Origin of the sequence: Undibacterium sp. Tian12W, from assembly GCF_049339405.1 — a bacterium.
Taxonomy (GTDB): Bacteria; Pseudomonadota; Gammaproteobacteria; order Burkholderiales; family Burkholderiaceae_D; genus Undibacterium.
Genome location: NZ_JBMPPK010000031.1, coordinates 16627 through 33032, shown reverse-complemented (window position 1 = coordinate 33032; position 16406 = coordinate 16627). Strand labels below are relative to the sequence as shown.

Sequence of the window (16406 nt, the reverse complement as noted above, 5' to 3'; positions counted from 1 at the left end):
TTTCCCCCTTTATTACCGGACAAAGATGCGCCTGCTTGATCACTTCCAGCGTCTGGCCGAATGGCACCCCAGCGCCCATGCCCCCGGCCTGGCCCAGATTGCTGCCGCCCTGTGCTGTAGCGAACGCAATGCCCGCCTGCTACTCAAACGCATGCAGGAACAAGGCTGGATAGACTGGCAACCTGGCAATGGCCGCGGCCACCGCTCGCGCCTGAGCCTGCTACAAGACCATGAAAACCTGCGCCTGCAAAGGCTGCATCACTTGTTGGCTGATGGCAAACTCGAAGCCGCCTTTGATGGCTTGCCGAATGCCGGACGTGAACGCCTGAAGCAATCGCTGCCCGGTTACCTTGGCAGTGGCCGTGCAGGCACTTTGCGCATGCCGTTTTACCGCCCCCTGCATGCGCTGGATGCCATCCACATCAACCGTCGCACCGAGCAGCACATCATCATGCAGATTTGTGCTGGTCTGACCGAATATGATCGTGCCAGCGAACAGATCATCCCGGCACTGGCGCACAGATGGGATGCCAGTGCCGATGGCCGTAACTGGGAATTTATCTTGCGGCCCGGCCTGCAATTCCACGATGGCCGCCCGGTGCGCGCCGAGGACGTGGTGTATTCACTGCAACGTGCCCGCGATACAGATGGCCCCTATCGCGCCATGTTTGCCCACCTGGCCAACATCAGTGGTAACGAGCGCAGTATGAAGCTGCAACTCAGCAAGCCTGACCATTTGCTGTTGCATCTGCTGGCACATCATGCTGCCGTGATCGTGCCTGTGGATGATGCCCAGCGCGCAGATTTTTCCACGCTGCCCATAGGTGCCGGGCCATTCCGGCTGATACGCAATAATGAACACCGGGCCACGCTGGCAGCGTTTGATGGCTATTTCCGTGAACGTGCCCTGCTGGATGAAATCGATTTATGGGTAGTACCACTAGGCAGCCCCTTGCCGGAAGTTGACCTGCACCTGGCACATGCATCACCTGATCAGGTACCTGCACCTGACGATAGCTGGTCGCGAATACGCGCCCTTGAACAAGGCTGTGACCTGGTCATGCTGAACCCGGCCCGTGCAGAATTTGCGAACCCTGCTGCCCGCCTTGCCATTGGTGCCTGGCTGCGCCCCGCTGCGGCTGAACTGGCCGCGAAAGAAACCCGCCCCATGGCATTTGGCATGCTACCCCAATGGAATCATTTACCTCAACAACCGGCGATAAAAGCACCCGCCTTGCCAGAACATCTGGACATAGTGACCTATGAGCTCGACAGCCATATCGCCCTGACCCATTGCGTCGCAGCCAGGCTGCGCGAGGCGGGAGCCGCCGTCACTATCCACATCCTGCCCTTCCCTGAGTTTGGCCCCTACGGCTGGCGGGACTGGGCGGACGTGGTGATCGCTGGTGATGTGCTCGACAATGACATGGAATTTGGCCTGTATAGCTGGCTGGCCGGAGAATCACTGGTCAATCAAATGATGGATAAAACAGCGCGCACCTCGCTGGCAAAAGCCAGTGCAAAAATTGCCGCAGAAGCGGATGCTAGCAAACGTGCAGCCCTTATCGAAACCTGCTTCGCCCGCATGGTAGAACAAGCCTGGATACTGCCCATGCGCCACACCCGCCATGGCATCGACTATGGCCCGCAACTCGGCGGCGTGACCCTGGCACGCTGCGGCTGGATGGATTTTCGCAAGCTGTGGTTGCGCCCTTGAAGTATGTCAGCAAAACCGGCTTCGCAGAAGCAGCTAAAACCACACTTACAGAACTTGAAGTACAACACCTGTCGCAGATCACTTACATCATTTACAATAAATCTTTGTCCAGCAATTTCTCAAACGTCCATGCGCAAAATCATCCCCCTCCTCATGTTGTCAGGTGCACTCCATGCGTCTCTTGCTTATGCAGATTTTGACGCCGGATTTAAAGCGGCAGAGAAAAAGGATTTTGCAACTGCACTCAAGGAATGGCAGCCACTGGCAGAAAAAGGCAATAACGTAGCGCAATTTTATCTGGGTGTCTTGTATGCAAAAGGCCAGGGGGTGCCACAAAACTATGCCAAGGCCGCAGAATGGTATCGCAAAGCTGCCGACCAGGGATACTCCGGCGCACAGCACAACCTGGGTGCTTTTTACTATAAGGGGTGGGGGGTAACAAAAGATTATAAGCAGGCTTTCATTTTGTTCAGCAAAGCAGCCGCGCAGAATTTACCCACAGCGCAATTCAGGCTTGGTGTCATGTACGAACTTGGGCAAGGTGTTCCTAAAAATTCTACAGAGGCACTCATCTGGTTCCGCAAGGCCGCTGAGCTTGGCGATGCTGAGGCCCAAGTGCAAATGGGCCACATCTACTTTACTGGAACAGGTATCACCAAAAACGAAGCGCAAGCGGCGGCATGGTTTCGCAAAGCGGCAGACCAGGGGGATGCAGATGGGCAGCTCAATCTGGCGTTTATGCTAAACAATGGCGAAGGTATCAACAAAGATGCTCAACAAGCTTTTGAATGGTATCTCAAAGCGGCAGAGCAAGGCCGGGCCATTGCACAATACAATGTGGCGTTCATGTATGACAAGGGCCTGATAGTGCCGCAAGACCATGCAAAAGCCTTTACCTGGTATGGCAAAGCAGCAGAACAGGGAGACCGCTCCGCACAACTCAGTCTTGGATACCTGTACAACCAAGGGCGTGGGGTAAAGCAGGATTATGCACAAGCGCTGGCATGGTACAGCAAAGCTGCCGCTCAAGGCGTTGCCACTGCACAATTCAACGTGGCAGCCATGTATCTCGACGGCGAAGGCGTGACACAGGATAACGCGCAAGCTTATAGCTGGTTTCACAAAGCCGCGGACCAGGGACATGCTGCCTCACAATTTTATGTAGGCATTTTTCACGTAAATGGAACGGGCGCGCCCAGAGATTTTCCATTGGCCTTAAGCTGGTTTCGTAAAGCGGCTGATCAGGGCAATGGTGATGCCCAGTCAGCATTGGCGGCAATGTACGACAAAGGAGCCGCCGTATCACAAAACAAGATCATAGCCTGCGCGCTTTATACGTTGGCGGCCAGCTCGAATACCGAAGGTGCTAAAACAAGTCGCGACAAGATCCTGATGACAATGTCTGCGGAATCAGCCGATGCAGCACAAAAATTGTCAATCCAGATGAGCACCCCCGGCAACCTGCTCAGGGCAATTGATCAATATGCGGCAAAGTGAGTGGCTTAAATTGACGGATTAAATCGACTTACATGCAAAACATCCGTCCCATCACCCGTGCCGATATCAGCAACGGCACTATCATCATCACAGTCTGCATCCCTTATATTAACTTCATCGACAAATTCGGTGAAAAGCATTCAGACCATCCCAGTGACTGGGATAGCCCGGGCCCGGTAGAGCTTTGGTTTTTTGAGCTGCCATGGGGCCATAAAATCACGCTGGAGTATCATCTCAGCATAGACCAGTGCAATATCTATCTGGACTTGTTGGAAATCGATGCGGTGCTGGATTATCTGCAACTACGTGCTTATGAGCTTTACTTATGGACTGACAATATCACCCGGATCAAGAAGTTTCATCCTGAAACACAATCAGCACTGCGAGCACATCACCTTTATCGCCTGGATGACAATGGCAATACCATCCTGATGAATACTTACGAAAGCTTCAGGGTCGCTGACTACTATAGAAGACTGTATGAAGAGCGCGGGCACAAGCAGTTGTATAGCGTGGAACTGGCAGCCAATTAATTTGATTCAACTAATTTGCATGGTGCGCACGGCGTGCCCCTGGCCCGCTGCGGCTGGATGGATTTTCGCAAGCTGTGGTTGCGGTCTTGAGTTCTAAAAAAAACCGATAGCCTACAATATACGTTATCACATGAACGAACTTATCCAACAATTTGACAAAGCCCTTATGCCGCAATGGGAACGTCATCCAGTCCCTACCAGTAACAGCATTACTCATATAGAGTCATGTCTGGATTTTCGCATCCCACCTGAATTGATTACATTCGCACGTTTGTCTGCAAGCTATGGCAGTTTCTTTCTCAGCCTGGGAGAAGACTATGCATCGGATACACACATCCTGGAAAAAAATTGCTCTATACGTATGAATGAACATTGGCTGATGCAAGGTCCGCCCGCTCCCGAGCATTTAATCTTTATCACTGATAATTTCATGACTGATTCATTCTGGTGCTTAGACATCAGTGAAAAAATTGGTACATATCCTGTGGTACTCTGGTCACCCGCCATGACGCCTAAACAAAAAAGCAGAAGGTATGGCAATTTTTGTGAATTTGTTTCTGATCAAATTAAGTACTATGAAAAAACGAAATGATCGCTATTGATCAGGATCACCAAATTTTGAAAGCACGATATATGGCTGTTAAGCGAGACTACGGTACATTTTCAAAAGCCGCCCCCAAACATCTGAAACCCTTGATCACCAATCTGGGTTTTCAGCAAACGACGGGTGCATACTTCTTGCGTAAGCGTGAGTCTTGGGAAGAAGGTTTTTACTTGCAACAATCTGGATACGGAAGTGGCAATTTCTGGGTCGAAATTGGCCTGAGTGTCCCCGGCATGGATACTTATTGGCAAACTGACCCAGCTGAAAAGAGCTTTGGTTTCATCGTAGGTGATCGATTGGGAAATTATACCGACAGGTTTCATTCAGAAACGTATGAAGCAGAAGACCTGGCAACATTACAAGCCAGCGTAGAACTCGTGGCTCAACATCTGCAAAGTGCAAAGGCCTGGTTTGCTCAATTTACATCCTTGAGTGACATTGCCTCTTACTACAGCAAACGCAATAGAGGAGAGATAGCTGCTTGCAATACTGGTTACTTGCTGTTATTGGCAGGCAAGCCTGATGAAGCAAGGATCAAGCTCGAATACGCAAAAAGTAAGTTACAACTGGCGATTGCGGAAAATGCAGCCAGCTTTAAAAAGAGGAAACCCGGCAAAGAAACATTGTCTTATTACGAGCTTGATAATCATCGCTTGAAATGTGTAGAGGCTGCCTTGCGAGAATGTGATTAAGTCGAAACTACTCTGCAACCAGTAGGGTGCGCCGTGCGCACCGTCTTTTCGGGAAAATTTATCTTCTCGTCATATCAAACGCGGTGCGCACGGCGCACCCTACCAGCGTGATCACTGGCACTTATATCAACGACCCAGGCCTTGCAAATTCACGGGTCTCCTTAAACACTGTAATTGCCTGCTGCACAAATATATACCAAACCCGTAGCAAGCACACCCGCATAAGTAAAACGCATCGACATACAATGAAATCCTGATGATTGTGATCTTGTATTGAATGCGCAAATTTTTAATGCCATGTTAAGCTATGTACATCTTTTCTGATTTGTACAGGCTACACTCTCCATGACAAACAACGCCGACATCATCGCTGCAGGCAAACAGCGCCTGGCTTATCTTGATATTCTCGAACTCGCTTCAGCAGTTGAAGAAGATGAATTTCGTACCATCACTTACACCTTCACGACACCGGTGGCGACGATACAGCTTATTGATTCAACTCTGGATGGCGACGTGGCCGTCAGCGTCTTTGTCACAGGCCAGGATACCCCCTTATTGCATTTTGAACTCAAAGACTGCAAGAACATCAGCGCGGTCGATGACAAGCGCGGCAAGTATCTGGAATTTTTGGGGCAACTGGCGATAGGTGAATATTCACGCGGCAGCTCAAGAAAAGAGGCAGGGTTCAGGCTTTATCTCGAGCCATTTGTGCGTCTTGAACCTTATTTTAAAAGCGGCGTTTGATTTACCAATCAGGAACAACGATGCCGTATCTTATAAAAATCAGGATAAACCTTCTTCATGAAAAAATTTTACAAAGATGCCGTGTTTTTCTTGCTGCTGCATATCACCTTCATCCTCATCATTGAAGGAACCCAGTTGCTGAGCCTGGACTGGCACTTCGACGAGAACACTGGCCTGGCACGTTTGCTGGCCCACCCAAACGTAGCAGCAATACACCTGTTCTTTTCCAGCAGCCTTCTACTCTTGCTGTGGTTCCAGCATGAGAAAACCTGGAAACTCATGTTTGCCGTTGCCCTGGCAACCTGCATCTATGGTGTATATATCACTTTTGTCTATGCCACAGGCGCGGAATTTTTATTGCTGTATGGCACAGGCAGAGTCATCGCTTACAGTGCACCTTTAGCTTTTCCAAACGGCCTGGGCATATTTGCCAAACCCATCCATCGCGCTGATGAAGATGGAAAATGAACCTGGCATACACCATGCAATAACCCGAATACCCAGATGCAGACACAAACACATTACCGTCACGGCTGTCACATCTTCGTATGGACAGGTATCGCCGATCCCTCACTGGCAACACTGATCCAGAGTTGCCCTGAACTTGTCCTCGGTCGGCAAGTAACAATTGCTGCTTGTGATGGCGGCCCTTACCAGCCTGATCAGGAAGAAATGGCAAGAGGCTGGGTAGTGCACAATACGCTGGCTGTCAGTCCGCACGTGCAAGACATAGCCGATTTGCCAACGCCGGGTTTTGATGAGTGGTATGTGTATGAGGCTGAGCCACCTCGTGAGCAGCATGCGGTATCGGTGAATCACTTTGAGTTTTCGGTACTTGATGAGCAAAGTGAGCAAGCGCGGGTTTTCTGGTCGCAAGTCGAGAGTTTCCAGCCTTTGCATGTATTGGGGGCTGGTGCAGGTTTCATGTTTGTACTCAGCCGTGATGAGCAGATTCACAGGCAATTACAAAAGATATTCGTCATGCACACTGACATATCAAATCCCGCAGCGTTTTTTCTCGCGCTTGGCGGGCTGCATGATGCCAGGTTTCATGCAAGCGTAAATCCGTCTGACAAGACACTGACGTTAGAGGTAGATGACATCAATATAAACTTGTTAGGTCTGCCTGAATATCCAGGAAAAGAGCCGGCCCTCTTCATTTTCTCAAATGTGGCAAGCGTAGATATGGATTATGATGTTGATGATGCCAGCAATTACCGTATCTACGACCTGGAAATAAAAACAGAATGGGATGCACGCAGAAGTACAATGAACATCTCCATATCCCGGGGTGGCAGGCTGTCTTTTCTATTTTCAACTGTAAAACGCATAGAATACTTGAGCAAATCTCCGCTTTGAACATTCGCCATACAGAAAAAATCTACATGGAAAACGCCCGCAGAAAGGCATTTATATTTTTGTCAGTCCACACGGTCGCAACCCTGGTATTGAGCCTGGGGCAGATGATGGATGTGCACTGGTTCAACCTGGATGAACATCGACTCAATAAACTTCATCTACATCCAGCGCTTGCAACAGCATCCATCTCAGTGTCATTGATACTGCTGTTCCTGCTATGGCTGAAAAACGAGCGAACCTACCGCTTCGCATACGTTCTGGCACTGGCTGGCTGTATTTATGGGGCCTTGCTGGCAATAACGAACGGCATACTATTTGGCTTCATGCTTGTTTACGGTGCGGTTTGCATTATTCATCTGCATGCGCCTTACGGATGGCCTGGTGTGAACAAGATGTTTTCCCATCCTGGCCGTCGTACTGATGGAGATAAAAAATAACGTACCTCACATCAGAATGAAAGAGGCAGATACCTTCACATTACTGTTATTTGAACACGGATAAAAAACTACATGGCCGAGATATTCCACTGTATTAATACGACTCCCGTAAAACTAGTTTCCAGCAGCATTGCTTATGAACCGGCACCTGTCATCCATATTGATATCTGCGAAGGTGAGCAGGTCGTAGCCGCTGCCCGCATCATGCATCCTTACCATGGCAGCATGCTGGACAGCAGCAATAAAGCAGAAGAAGAGCTTGAGCTGGCTGGCCGGAGAATCACTGGTCAATCAGATGATGGACAAAGCAGCCCGCACCTGGCTGGCGCAGGCCAGTGCAGAAATCGCCGCAGAAGCCGATGCAACACAACGCGCGAGCCTCATCGAAACCTGCTTCGCCCGCATGGTAGAACAAGCCTGGATACTACCCATGCGCCACACCCGCCACGGCATAGACTATGGCCCGCAACTCGGCGGCGTGACCCTCGCCCGCTGCGACTGGATGGATTTTCGCAAGCTGTGGTTGCGGCCTTGATTGGCAGTCTCCCAAAAAGCCGTAGAGTGCGCCGTGCATACCGTTGCCTGAGCTAATTTACAGTGACCTGTCTACTAAGGCTAACTTCCACCTGTCCTAAATAATCGCTTTCAGCAATATCTTATAAAGTCGAAAAACAGGCGATCCATTAACAATCGTAATGGGCATCATTATATTTATTCGATATCCCCAGGCGTCTCGCCAAGTTATCCTGCTGGTTTATTTCAATATTTGGGCGCATGATGAAACTGGCAATCCGACCACTTGTTATCTTTTTATCCTTAGGTATCGTGCCATGTTCTGCGGCGCTGGCTGCTGATGCCAAGGCGCAAACATCCATCAGCCTGAATGTTGATATGCGCGATGTAGACAAGAAGATAGTACATGCGACAGAAACCATCACCGTGCGCCCCGGCAAGATGACACTGGCTTACCCAAAATGGATACCCAACGAACATGCCTTCGCCGCCATAGACCAGCAAGTGAACCTGCGCATCAGCGGAAACAATAGCGATGTGGGCAAGGCCAGGCAAACGATCCCCTGGCGGCGCGATGCGCTTGATTTGTATAGTTACCATATCACGGTACCCGAAGGTGTCAACACGCTGGAGATCAAGACCGATTTCATTACTACGCCCAATGGCGAAACTGCAAAAGGCAGCGCCAGCAATGACCTGGCAGTGCTAAGCTGGAATAATTTGCTGCTTTATGCCTACCCCACGCCAGATACCCAGGTTGCAGACATTACCGTCATGCCCAGTCTGTTTTTGCCTGCAGGCTGGCGTTATGCAAGTTCACTGGAAACTGTCAGTGGCACGCCAGCCGTTGCTGCTGACAGTGCTTTAGTATTCAAACCAGTATCGCTGGAAATGCTGGTAGACGCACCCGTCATTGCCGGAAAAAACTTCAAGGAAATTCCGCTAGCGCCGGGAGCGAGGCAGCCGCATTATCTGGATATGGTGGCAGATACTCCTGCCAATATGGACATTAGCCCGCAGCAAATTGAACAGTTAGGAAAGATGATTACGCAGGGCGGCCTGATGTTTGGCAACCGGCATTATCGGTCTTACCGTCTTTTGCTCAGCTTGTCTGACCAGATAACTGGCCTGGCGGGAGACCATCATGAATCGCTGGACAGCCGCAGGCCAGCCCGCTTCATGACCGACCCCACCATGCGCCTGGCTTTCGGTGGCTTCATACCACACGATTTTGTCCATAGCTGGAACGGCAAATATCGCCGCCCCGCCGGGGCTGCTACTCCCAATTTCCAGGTTCCGCAAGATGGCGGTGGTTTGTGGGTACATGAAGGCCTGACCGATTATCTGGGTAACCAGCTCACTGTACGCGCTGGCATATGGACACCAGAACTATACCTGGATGCGCTGGCAGAAACCGTTGCACGTTTTGACCAACGTCCGGGCAAGACCTGGCGCAACCTGCAAGACACAGCAACCATGGCAATGATTTTGTGGAATAGCAGTGGAAGCTATAACAGTCTGCGCCGCGATGGCTTTGATTTTTACGGAGAAGGTGGCCTGATCTGGCTGGATGTGGATATGAGCATCCGCAACAAAAGCGGGGGTAAAAAATCACTGGACGACTTTAACCGTCTGTTCTTTGGCAATGGTGGTGACACTGACGCCAAGGTCGTACCCTATACCATACCCGAACTGGTCGCCGCTTTGAACTCAGTCGTGGCGGCAGACTGGCAACAATTCTTTGACGAGCGTCTGCTGTCCCTCAGTCCCAACGCACCGCATGGCGGCCTGACTCAGGGCGGTTACCGGCTGGTCTATCGCAGCACGCCCAATACCTTTGCGGCTTTACGTGGCAGCAATGGCTTCCTGTATTCCATTGCGGCGGCGATTGATGGCAACGGCATGGTCAGCGACGTGCTAGCTGATGGCCCGGCTGCACGCGCCGGTCTGGTACCCAACATGAAAATCACTTTGGTCAACGGCAAGAATTATTCCAAGAATGCCATGCAAGAAGCGATACGTCAGGCGCAAGGCACGGCGGAGACCATCACTGTAACAGTGCAAGATGCTGGTAACAGCCGCATAATCAATCTCGATTATCACGACGGCGAGAAATTTCCAGCGTTGGAAAGAGTGGCTGGAACAACAGACCTCATCACAGAAGCGCTCAAACCACTGGCTGAAAGCAAGAACAGGGATGCCCGTGGATAAACACTCTGCCGGAATTTTTATTTTTCAAATATGACGTTCATGTTCTCCGGCAGACTTTGGAGGATAAGTTAAGCCATACAACGCGCTGACGGTTCTCACGCTTCGATGCGGTTACCGTCAGCACGCATATATTATGGCGCACCGCATTAACCGTTTCATTGAAACGCAAAATTTCAGAAAAATAACTGATACATGCGTGATGTATTTTGTCCAAATCGATAAATTTATTTATCTTCCTGCGAAGGATGTTTTACAACGCACCCAAGATACTGAAATTGCATCAAAAAAATCAGTCTCTTTTCTTACTCCCCATCAACATAGAAAAATAGGTAATCACTGCCATGATCAGCCAGAAATAAAAGGAGCCGCGCACATCCCGCTTCTCTCCTATCCAACGCGTTGTTTCAGGTGCAGTACTCAGATATTCAATATCGACCTGATCATGCTTTTGGTATTTTTCCAGAATGTCTTTTGGCAGTTTTTTATTGACGCTGATTTTTTGATTGTCTGCTGTCGTGAAATTGATCATGGCTTCGTTTGTCACGGTCACATCAGGACTATGTCCACGCGATTTTCGTGTGTGAACGCTTTGCTCATATTTCCGGATTTGTTCAGTCTCGGCGACTTTTCCATGCTTGCTGAAGCTACGGTTTTCGAAAAAACCTGACACAGTCTCATAGCTACTATATGCCAAAAGGATGAGGATGAAAAAATTTGAAAAAAAGCGCGTGAACATAGAATTGATTTTCGATATGGACTAAAGCATGCAAGGCCCATTATCTTACGGTATTTTATTAAGTTCTAAAATGAGTGGCGCAAATATTAAGTAATCACCTGCTCACTTAGCTTCTCACTTAGCTTCTCACTTACTTCGGCCTGCTTCAAAACCTTTGCCGCCGCCACATATTTGGGCCGCCAGAACCAGAACAGTATCGCCCCCAGCGGGAAACCTGCAGTCAGCACGCACGGCGCATATTTGCTAATCGTCATCAAGGCTGCCCCAAACAGCTGGAATTGCAGCAGATTCAAACGATATTCGCCAGATGTCCAGTTCATTTGAATTGCGCCTATGCTCAGGATAATGAAGACGATCCACAGCCACTTGCGCTTGGGGATAGGCGTCTTGATGCAGGTGATCAGTGTGACGAGTATGAACAGGGGGACACAGACGGTAGCAATCAATACCAGGTAGTGCAATACCGATTTGCCAGACAATGTGAAGCGGTTCAGTTCTTCTTGCGAGCCATTGGCCTTGTGAACGCTAAAGGCGGTCACGATTAACTGAGTGTCGATGCGTTTCAAGGCCACAAACCCTACGGCCCAGCCATACTTCGTATGGTATTCGACAGTGAAATTGCCGGTCCAGACGCCATTGATGATATTGACTTGTGAACCGATCAGTTCAGTCGATAATATCTCACCACCAGGAAAATAAGCACTGATGCGCAGTAAATTATCGTCAGTCACCGTTGGCAGCAATTCTGGATCCAGCTTACTCTTCACATAGGCAAAATCATTGTCATGCACATGCTGGAGATAATCTTTTGCAAAAGCAGATTCTTCTTTGGGTATCAGCTTGTCTTCAAGAAAACCAGCTGATGCAAATGCAGGGATGCTTAATAATGCCATCAGCAGAATGGCCTTGATGAAGTTGCGCATGATGTTATCTTGCTGCCAGGGAGGCAACGTAAATTGATTTGCAGCATATTCTAAAACAAAAGACGCAGCATCAATTTATTTTATGTATCCGCCGGATGTGATTTCTGCATGCCGCGCTCATCCCACTTTGCCGTATGCGGAATTTGCATGTGGCGCATTGCAATCCACCTCCCGTTACGGCTATATCACGACTTTGATCAGACATTTTTCTGATGGCGCCATCCCGCTACTTGGAACCTTCCACCCGCAAGAATGCAATCAAGCCCTGCAAGGCCGCCGTCATGTGGCGTCTGCTGGAATAATACAGATAAAAGCCCGCGCGCATAGTCGCGAAATCAGGTAGCACTTCTTGCAAGCGGCCACTTTGCAGGTAGGGGTGTACATGGTCTTCTGCCAGGGCGGCAATGCCTGCACCGTTCAGGGCGGCTGCCAGGGCGAGGTTGGCGTCATTGACGATGAGATGGCCTGTAACCGCAATCTCCAGTGACTGCCCTTTGTCCATGAAAGCCCAGGGGATATGCACCTCGGTACTCGGGCGTTTGATGCGTATGCATTCATGCTTTTGCAAATCGCGCGGGATATGTGGCATGCCGTTTTTGGTGATATAACTTTTTGCAGCAACACAGACAAAGCGGCGCTCGGGGCCTATGCTGATGGCGATCATGTCTTGCGCCAGCAATTCCCCTTGTCGTATGCCTGCGTCATAGCGGCCCTTGGCCAGATCGACGGTTTTATCTTCTACCGAAATATCCAGCACGATATGCGGATAGGTTTTGTGGAATTCTGCCAGCCTTGGCGCGAGCAGCAATTCTGTCGCGACCCGTGGTGCGGTCAGGCACACTGTGCCCGCTGGTGTATCGCGAAAGTCATTGATGGCTTCTGTCGCCTTCTCCAAGCCTTCCAGTACGGGCCGTAAATGATCGAGCAATTGCTGGCCCGCCTGCGTCAGCGAAACACTGCGCGTTGTACGGTGCAAAAGCCGCACACCAACGCGGGTCTCCAGTTGCCGCATCACCTGGCTCAGGGCAGATGGTGTGACTTCCAGAAAAGCTGCCGCCCTGGCAAAGCTCTGCCTCTCTGCTATGGCCACGAAGGCCTTGAATTCTGCAAATTCACTCGCGCGCATCAGTCAATCCAATTCATTAGTGCAACTACATAGTTTAATAATATATTACTACATTATCTCGCCATAATAGTTCTCTATACTGAAGCCCTGTTCATCACTACACGAAAAAGGCTTCATCATGAAAACCAGCATCAAAACCGCTCTCATACTTGCCAGCACGCTGAGCCTGGCAATAGCGATCTCAGGCAATGCCAATGCGCAGGCCCAGGTGCCAGAAAAAACCCGCGCAGCAACACCCATGGCCAAGTTCCAGGCCCCCGGTTTTTACCGCATGATGCTGGGCAGCTTTGAAGTCACGGTATTGTCAGACGGCACGGCAACCCGCCATGTCGATGAAATCATGAGCAAACCTGAAGAAGTGTGCGCCGCCTACGCCCATCATCATGAAGAGCTGCCTGCTGAACTGTCGATCAATACCTATCTGATCAACACCGGCAGCAAACTCTTGCTGGTCGATACCGGCGCGGGCGAGTTGTTTGGCGCTGCCGGCGATGGCAGTGGCAGCAGCAACAGACTGATACGTAATCTGCGCGCTGCCGGGTACCAGCCTGAGCAGGTCGATGCGGTCTTGCTCACGCATATCCATGGCGACCACTCTGGCGGCCTATCGGCTGGCGGGAAACGCCTGTTCCCGAATGCTGATGTGTATGTCGATAAAAACGATGCAAACTATTGGTTGAGCACGGCCCAGGCTAATGCAGCGCCGGCAGCAAAACAACTGACATTTACCCAGTCACGCGCCACCGTGAACCCGTATGCCGATGCTGGCCGCCTGAAAACTTTTAGCGGTGCGCAAGAACTATTCGCAGGTGTCAGCAGCATCCCTTCGTACGGCCATACACCGGGCCACACCGCCTACCTGATCAGCAGCCAGGGCAAAAACTTGTTGTTGTGGGGCGACCTCATACATGCCGGTGCCGCCCAGTTCAAAGACCCGACGATCACCATCGCCTATGATTTTGATGCTGCGGCTGCGGTCAGATCACGCCTGTACTTGTTGCAACTGGCTGCCAGCAAGGGCTATCTGGTTGGCAGTGCGCACATATCCTTCCCTGGTCTGGGCCATATAGGCAGCACGGCAACAGGCTATGAATGGCTGACCGCGCCATATCAGATTCAGGGGACTTATTAAAAGAGGGGCATGGCTGAAGAAGGCATAGAACGCGGCAGCGGGAGCGCATAGCCAGCAGCAGGCAAATGATGGGCGAGCAGGCTCGAATCTGCTACCATCATCAAAACCTCTCGCTACCGCCATCATCATGAAAAAGACTATCTACCTGTGCCTGTCCGCTGCCCTGTTCATGACTTGCCTGCCTGGGATATCGCAAACCCTGGCAGAAGCAGATGCCGCCTATTTTCGCCAGGATTACAAAACGGCCTTTGACATGTACAAGAAACTGGGAGATGAAGGCGATGCAGCGGCGCAGTATCAGCTTGGCCATTTGTACGAAAGCGGGCGCTATGTGTCGCAAAGCTTTGACAATGCTGAACCCTGGTACCGCAAATCGGCTATGCAGGGTTATGCCAAGGCGCAAGCCAATCTGGCCTGGTTATATGTGAATGGCAAAGGTGGCCTGGCGAAAGACGTACTGCAAGCCGTGCTATGGTACGAAAAGGCCGCCGCTCAGGGTGACAGTGAAGCCCAGGAGCGCATTGATAATCTGTACAACTTTTACCCTGACCTGAGAGCATCGGTGGCACGGCAAAAAGAAACTGTCATTGAAAAGAAGCAGCAAGAAATCGCGGCACAACGGCAGACTGAATTCAATGCACAGTCAGAAAAAACCAGGCAAGAGTCACTAACCTGCATGAGCAAACTGGCGGATGATCCCAGGACATTATCACTGGCAAGCAAATTTGCGCTGGACAGTAAAAAAGCCGCCAGCATGGAAATGCTGGCCAATACCAGCAAGCCTGGTGCCAAGGACAAACCAGCACTATCGTACATTGTGGGCGAATGGGAAAGATGCATAGATATCCAGATGGAACCACGCCGCAAGTTCTTGCCACCAGAAGTCGATAGCCTGATCAGCAGCTACCGGTTGGAATTGCGCACTGGTTTTGCTGATCTCTACGCGGGCAAATCTTCGTATGGCGACATGGCAAGACTGCGCGCCAAACTGGATATAGATTTCAAACAAAAACTGGATGCATTGACTGCCAAATTCCAGGCGCAGGAATTTGCCGAGGCCAAACAAAAACAAGAGGCTGAAGCACAAAAACGCTATGCAGAGGCTCAAAGCCAGCAACAACGTGAAGCAGAAAAACAAAGGCAGGCAGACGCCCGCCGCGCTCTGGACATGCAAGAAGCCCAGGCACATGCCCAACTCGAACAAACCAAGCAGTTGCAAAGAAATGTCGATTTCTTGCAAGGTCTGCAAATGCAGCAAATGTTTAATCCACGTCCGCAGCAGCAACAGCAGCAGGTGGTACAACAGGTTGACAATAGCGTTTACGTTCAGCAGGCACCACCGCCTCCGCCGCCCCCGCCAACGCCATCGCGCCGGGTGAATTGTTCATCAACGCGCTTGGGTAATACGGTGACGACGAATTGTTTTTGAGCCCCGTGCAATTGCATTGACGGTTCATAACGCATTTCTGAACAAATACTGTATCTTGTTCCCCTTGATATTTTTTCAAACAAAGACTTTATTATGCATTGGCGCAATCACCCTGCACTGAAAAGCAAACTGCATCCTGACTATCCTGACGACCTGCAAGTCATCGTGCACGATGGTGGGCCACGCTTGACAGAGCGCCGCCCGGAACTGGTCTGGGTCAGGATAAGCGGTCTCGAAAATGAAATGCTGAGTGGCACGGTCTTGAATGCGCCAACACAATTACAGTCGGCGCGACAAAATCAACACATACAATTTGCGCTGGCTGGCGTAGAACACCCGGTCATGCTGACTGCAAAATACCTGCAAGAGAAATCTGCCTGGAATGTCCAGCCTTGTGACAAGTGCGGTTTTACACATCTGTTTGATGCGCCGTCAGACTTGATCAAAGTCATTTTCCCCAACATACCAGCAGATGCAGAGATGGAAGGTTTTACCAGCTTTTGCCCTCTTTGTGGTGGAGTGCAAATCATAGAATCCAGAAACATTGCACCACTTACTGAAGTCAAACGCCCGTGGTGGAAATTCTGGTCATCCTGAACGCAAATGCCAGATGTGATATCTGAGCAGCAAAGACAGTAGCTCATCGCCCGCATTTTCTTGCATCAAACAAGGGCGCGACACATCAATGACACAGTAAAGGCGCAGAAACATACACGCACATCCGGCATGTCTGTTCCTGCTTGCTCTCACCTT

17 protein-coding genes are annotated in these 16406 nt (G+C 50.5%); 14 read left to right on the top strand and 3 right to left on the bottom strand.

The features are described 5' to 3' along the window. The first annotated feature begins 25 nt into the window (after window positions 1–25). The 11 genes from ACO0LI_RS27940 to ACO0LI_RS27890 all read left to right on the top strand — a co-directional run bounded on the left by ACO0LI_RS27940 (window position 26) and on the right by ACO0LI_RS27890 (window position 10307). Window positions 26–1717 carry an ABC transporter substrate-binding protein gene (locus ACO0LI_RS27940; protein WP_423036847.1) on the top strand — a complete coding sequence of 564 codons (1692 nt, stop codon included), beginning with the start codon at window positions 26–28 and terminating at the stop codon, window positions 1715–1717. A 129-nt stretch (window positions 1718–1846) separates the two neighbouring features. Further along, the gene (locus tag ACO0LI_RS27935) at window positions 1847–3214 is read left to right on the top strand and encodes a tetratricopeptide repeat protein (protein ID WP_423036845.1); all 1368 of its coding nucleotides are present in this window, start codon (window positions 1847–1849) and stop codon (window positions 3212–3214) included. Between the two features lie 32 nt (window positions 3215–3246). Further along, on the top strand, window positions 3247–3747 hold the full coding sequence (locus ACO0LI_RS27930; RefSeq protein ID WP_422952870.1) for a hypothetical protein: 501 nt from the start codon (window positions 3247–3249) through the stop codon (window positions 3745–3747). 130 nt (window positions 3748–3877) lie between these two features. Then, the gene (locus ACO0LI_RS27925) at window positions 3878–4339 is read left to right on the top strand and encodes an SMI1/KNR4 family protein (protein WP_423036843.1); all 462 of its coding nucleotides are present in this window, start codon (window positions 3878–3880) and stop codon (window positions 4337–4339) included. Beyond that, the gene (locus ACO0LI_RS27920; protein ID WP_423036841.1) at window positions 4336–5043 is read left to right on the top strand and encodes a DUF4304 domain-containing protein; all 708 of its coding nucleotides are present in this window, start codon (window positions 4336–4338) and stop codon (window positions 5041–5043) included. Before ACO0LI_RS27925 ends, ACO0LI_RS27920 begins: the two co-directional genes overlap by 4 nt. A 345-nt stretch (window positions 5044–5388) precedes the next feature. After that, window positions 5389–5787 carry a hypothetical protein gene (locus ACO0LI_RS27915; protein WP_423036839.1) on the top strand — a complete coding sequence of 133 codons (399 nt, stop codon included), beginning with the start codon at window positions 5389–5391 and terminating at the stop codon, window positions 5785–5787. 57 nt (window positions 5788–5844) lie between these two features. Then, window positions 5845–6255 (top strand): hypothetical protein, encoded by a 411-nt coding sequence (locus tag ACO0LI_RS27910; protein WP_422952866.1) that lies wholly within the window; start codon window positions 5845–5847, stop codon window positions 6253–6255. Window positions 6256–6291: 36 nt separating this feature from the next. Continuing rightward, a complete protein-coding gene (locus ACO0LI_RS27905) occupies window positions 6292–7146 on the top strand; it encodes a hypothetical protein (protein WP_422952865.1) in 855 nt (284 codons plus the stop codon). A gap of 26 nt (window positions 7147–7172) precedes the next feature. Beyond that, complete coding sequence (locus ACO0LI_RS27900) at window positions 7173–7583, top strand: hypothetical protein (RefSeq protein WP_422952864.1); 411 nt, start codon at window positions 7173–7175, stop codon at window positions 7581–7583. Window positions 7584–7842: 259 nt separating this feature from the next. Further along, window positions 7843–8118, top strand: coding sequence for a hypothetical protein (locus ACO0LI_RS27895; protein WP_423036837.1), 276 nt, complete (start codon window positions 7843–7845; stop codon window positions 8116–8118). A gap of 242 nt (window positions 8119–8360) precedes the next feature. After that, a complete protein-coding gene (locus ACO0LI_RS27890; protein WP_423036835.1) occupies window positions 8361–10307 on the top strand; it encodes a PDZ domain-containing protein in 1947 nt (648 codons plus the stop codon). 289 nt (window positions 10308–10596) lie between these two features. Here the strand turns inward: ACO0LI_RS27890 and ACO0LI_RS27885 are convergent, their stop codons facing one another. From ACO0LI_RS27885 to ACO0LI_RS27875, 3 genes are all read right to left on the bottom strand, one after another. Further along, the gene (locus ACO0LI_RS27885; RefSeq protein ID WP_423036833.1) at window positions 10597–10977 is read right to left on the bottom strand and encodes a hypothetical protein; all 381 of its coding nucleotides are present in this window, start codon (window positions 10975–10977) and stop codon (window positions 10597–10599) included. A gap of 152 nt (window positions 10978–11129) precedes the next feature. Beyond that, window positions 11130–11966, bottom strand: coding sequence for a hypothetical protein (locus tag ACO0LI_RS27880; RefSeq protein WP_423036831.1), 837 nt, complete (start codon window positions 11964–11966; stop codon window positions 11130–11132). A 226-nt stretch (window positions 11967–12192) separates the two neighbouring features. Beyond that, window positions 12193–13092: a LysR substrate-binding domain-containing protein gene (locus tag ACO0LI_RS27875; protein ID WP_423036829.1), complete on the bottom strand. Its 900-nt coding sequence runs from the start codon at window positions 13090–13092 to the stop codon at window positions 12193–12195. 118 nt (window positions 13093–13210) lie between these two features. Between ACO0LI_RS27875 and ACO0LI_RS27870 the strand changes: the two genes are divergently transcribed. The 3 genes from ACO0LI_RS27870 to ACO0LI_RS27860 all read left to right on the top strand — a co-directional run bounded on the left by ACO0LI_RS27870 (window position 13211) and on the right by ACO0LI_RS27860 (window position 16250). Beyond that, entirely contained in the window at window positions 13211–14224 is a 1014-nt protein-coding gene (locus ACO0LI_RS27870; protein WP_423036827.1) for an MBL fold metallo-hydrolase, read from the top strand. Between the two features lie 127 nt (window positions 14225–14351). After that, on the top strand, window positions 14352–15653 hold the full coding sequence (locus ACO0LI_RS27865) for a hypothetical protein (RefSeq protein WP_423036825.1): 1302 nt from the start codon (window positions 14352–14354) through the stop codon (window positions 15651–15653). A 93-nt stretch (window positions 15654–15746) separates the two neighbouring features. After that, a complete protein-coding gene (locus ACO0LI_RS27860; protein ID WP_422952855.1) occupies window positions 15747–16250 on the top strand; it encodes a hypothetical protein in 504 nt (167 codons plus the stop codon). Window positions 16251–16406: the final 156 nt, after the last annotated feature.

What these genes read in the sequence shown, in the direction of transcription:
- ACO0LI_RS27930 (WP_422952870.1), top strand. Translation starts at nt 3,247, where the DNA reads ATGCAAAACATCCGTCCCATCACCCGTGCCGATATCAGCAACGGCACT.
- ACO0LI_RS27905 (WP_422952865.1), top strand. Translation starts at nt 6,292, where the DNA reads ATGCAGACACAAACACATTACCGTCACGGCTGTCACATCTTCGTATGG.
- ACO0LI_RS27875 (WP_423036829.1), bottom strand. Translation starts at nt 13,092, where the DNA reads ATGCGCGCGAGTGAATTTGCAGAATTCAAGGCCTTCGTGGCCATAGCA.
- ACO0LI_RS27865 (WP_423036825.1), top strand. Translation starts at nt 14,352, where the DNA reads ATGAAAAAGACTATCTACCTGTGCCTGTCCGCTGCCCTGTTCATGACT.
- ACO0LI_RS27870 (WP_423036827.1), top strand. Translation starts at nt 13,211, where the DNA reads ATGAAAACCAGCATCAAAACCGCTCTCATACTTGCCAGCACGCTGAGC.
- ACO0LI_RS27900 (WP_422952864.1), top strand. Translation starts at nt 7,173, where the DNA reads ATGGAAAACGCCCGCAGAAAGGCATTTATATTTTTGTCAGTCCACACG.
- ACO0LI_RS27915 (WP_423036839.1), top strand. Translation starts at nt 5,389, where the DNA reads ATGACAAACAACGCCGACATCATCGCTGCAGGCAAACAGCGCCTGGCT.
- ACO0LI_RS27940 (WP_423036847.1), top strand. Translation starts at nt 26, where the DNA reads ATGCGCCTGCTTGATCACTTCCAGCGTCTGGCCGAATGGCACCCCAGC.
- ACO0LI_RS27880 (WP_423036831.1), bottom strand. Translation starts at nt 11,966, where the DNA reads ATGCGCAACTTCATCAAGGCCATTCTGCTGATGGCATTATTAAGCATC.
- ACO0LI_RS27935 (WP_423036845.1), top strand. Translation starts at nt 1,847, where the DNA reads ATGCGCAAAATCATCCCCCTCCTCATGTTGTCAGGTGCACTCCATGCG.
- ACO0LI_RS27910 (WP_422952866.1), top strand. Translation starts at nt 5,845, where the DNA reads ATGAAAAAATTTTACAAAGATGCCGTGTTTTTCTTGCTGCTGCATATC.
- ACO0LI_RS27925 (WP_423036843.1), top strand. Translation starts at nt 3,878, where the DNA reads ATGAACGAACTTATCCAACAATTTGACAAAGCCCTTATGCCGCAATGG.
- ACO0LI_RS27890 (WP_423036835.1), top strand. Translation starts at nt 8,361, where the DNA reads ATGAAACTGGCAATCCGACCACTTGTTATCTTTTTATCCTTAGGTATC.
- ACO0LI_RS27860 (WP_422952855.1), top strand. Translation starts at nt 15,747, where the DNA reads ATGCATTGGCGCAATCACCCTGCACTGAAAAGCAAACTGCATCCTGAC.
- ACO0LI_RS27920 (WP_423036841.1), top strand. Translation starts at nt 4,336, where the DNA reads ATGATCGCTATTGATCAGGATCACCAAATTTTGAAAGCACGATATATG.